Origin of the sequence: Syntrophomonas sp. DTU019, assembly GCA_913757435.1 — a bacterium.
GTDB lineage: Bacteria > Bacillota > Syntrophomonadia > Syntrophomonadales > Syntrophomonadaceae > DTU019.
Window position 1 is genome coordinate 1 of the sequence record CAJYDM010000013.1, and the last position, 2319, is coordinate 2319.

The 2319-nt window shown below is 46.6% G+C and carries 2 protein-coding genes; both read left to right on the forward strand.

The window, feature by feature from the left end; all coding sequences use genetic code 11:
- Positions 1–1221: AAA family ATPase (locus AC15IQ_RS15290; protein WP_483180353.1), on the forward strand; the 1221-nt coding region annotated here is incomplete at its 5' end.
- Between the two features lie 9 nt (positions 1222–1230).
- Positions 1231–2319: hypothetical protein (locus AC15IQ_RS15295; RefSeq protein ID WP_483180354.1), on the forward strand; the 1089-nt coding region annotated here is incomplete at its 3' end.

Sequence of the window (2319 nt, forward strand, 5' to 3'; positions counted from 1 at the left end):
AAAAGCAATTACGCCAACGCCTGTTGGCACTTGGCAATATCAGACATCCTTTATAATAGTGGCCCCTGCCAAATCGACCTTATTGGGGAACCAGACCAGTTCTGGGCCACTAAAGACCTCACTCAGGAATTCATGCCCCGTCCTGGTAAGTTTCAAACCGTAGAGCTTTCAATCGAAGGCCCCGACCCAATCCCGACAGAAATAGATATCCCCGAAAAACATAAATCGTTGCGCCGCTTCCGGTTGCCGAAAACACTTTTAGATAAAGTCATCGCATTTCGGGAACGGCAGGAACAAAGACTTACTGGTGAACAAAAGCTCCGCATTCCCCAAAACGTAAACTACATCCCTCAAAACGCGGAAGTCACCTATGCAGTATCAGCCTTGTTGTACGATACTTGGTCGCCGCCCCTCTTGATGGGACCCAAAGGCTCGGGAAAATCCACTCTGGTAGAAGCCTTAGCTGAGATTCTACATCTCCCTATTTGCAGAATCTCCGGCGGTATAGATATTAATGCAGATTATTTGTTAGGCTGCAAGACATTGATTCCAGAAGAAACCGCCCCCGCAAAACTTATCGCCAAGATCGGGGTAAACTGCGCCAAAGTTGGCGAACCCCTGACTGTCGAAGAACTAAGGCAACTCTCTGGCGGAAACGCCACCATGAGGGTAGCCCACGAACCGGGTGTCCTATTAGAAGCCATTACTAACGGTGAATTGATACTCATAGATGAAATCAATGTCTTAATTCCCGAAGTAACTTCCATTCTCCACACCTTATTAGATTGGCAGCGCACCATCACTGTATCAGGTCTGGGCGAAGTAAAAGCCCACCCAGACTTTAGACTGGTTGCAGCTATGAACGTAGGCTACATGGGAACCAGACCTTTAAACAACGCCTTCAGGGACCGTTTCCGTGGCATCCAGGTACAAGGTGTTTCCCGCGAAACCCTTATGGAATTGCTGCAAGAAAGAGTTGCCGAAGATACCGCGAGAAAACTGGCTGATATATACGAGGCATTATACGAATCAGTATACAGCCCCACAGGAGCCACCCTGTCCGAGAACTGTATATCTTTAAGATCACTTCTTAGAGCAGCGGAGGAAATCTCTATGGGGATTGCCTCTCAAAAAGAAATCATCATCTCATGTTTGACTGAATCTTTAGAGAGCGCATCTGAGCGCACCCAGGTTAAGGATTTGATTGAAATGAGATTATAGGAGGTAGTCATGAAGCTAGACCGCCACTTTTTTGAGATTCTCAGGACGCGCATGGAGAACATTCTCCGCGCGCTTTCCGGGAACAGGAAAGCATACATTATCTTTGGCGATAGAATCGCCACTGATATCAAAAACACCGTGACCTTAAATCCTCGGGACAGTATTATTCCGGGAGTGAAGGCCAGCCTCGCTGAACTTTATCTTTTTTATAAGGCTTGCACAGCACACGAAGGCTCGCACATTCGCTACACATCCCTTACAGCCTGGAAAAAAGCTTGCAAGAAAGGACCCATCTTTCAGCATTTAACAAACATCATAGAAGACGGCAGAATCGAAGCTGCCATATCAGAAGTCCTTCCCGGAGCTGGAAGGTGGTTGAAATTCAACAATAACTACATCTTTAATCACCGTAAAGACTACGGGACTGGAAGCCAGGCATTCTTGGGAGGATTGGTCGCTTACTCAGTAGTGGGCCAAATCCCCAAGGTAGACCCCAAGATCACCAGATTGATCAAACTGGCCGCGCCCTATGTCGATATCGGCAAGGCGGCAGCCTCAACCGAGGAAGTTCTTGATGTGGTAGAGGAAATCCTAACGATTCCTGAAATCAAAGAGCTTCTGGAGTCAATGCCGCCAGAACCGGTAGAAGGAGATAAAGGCACACTCAACCCAGAGAAATCAACCCCATCAGTAAAAACCAAATCCCGCGCCGAAAAAGCTTTGACAATCATATCAAAAAGAAAATCCGACAAGAAACCCGATAAACCGGTGGGAGAATCCGGCAAAGAATCTGAAGATACGGTCGGAGAACTCGATAAAATCGGGGAAAGTGGCGGTAAATCATCGAGAAGTCATACAACAGACGAAACTGAGACTTGTTCTAGTAAAACATCTTCGGATAAACTCCTGGCCGATGAATCTTCTTCAGAAGAACCGAGTAAAGAACTAGACGAATCACCAGAAGAACCAAGCAAAGATTCAAAAGAATCCGACGAAAAGCCTTTTCCAGAAGATTCAAAAGAATCAGACGAACCAAGCGAAGATACTCTTAGTGATTCAGGCAGTGAATCTGATTCTGGTCCCGAAGATAAAGACACT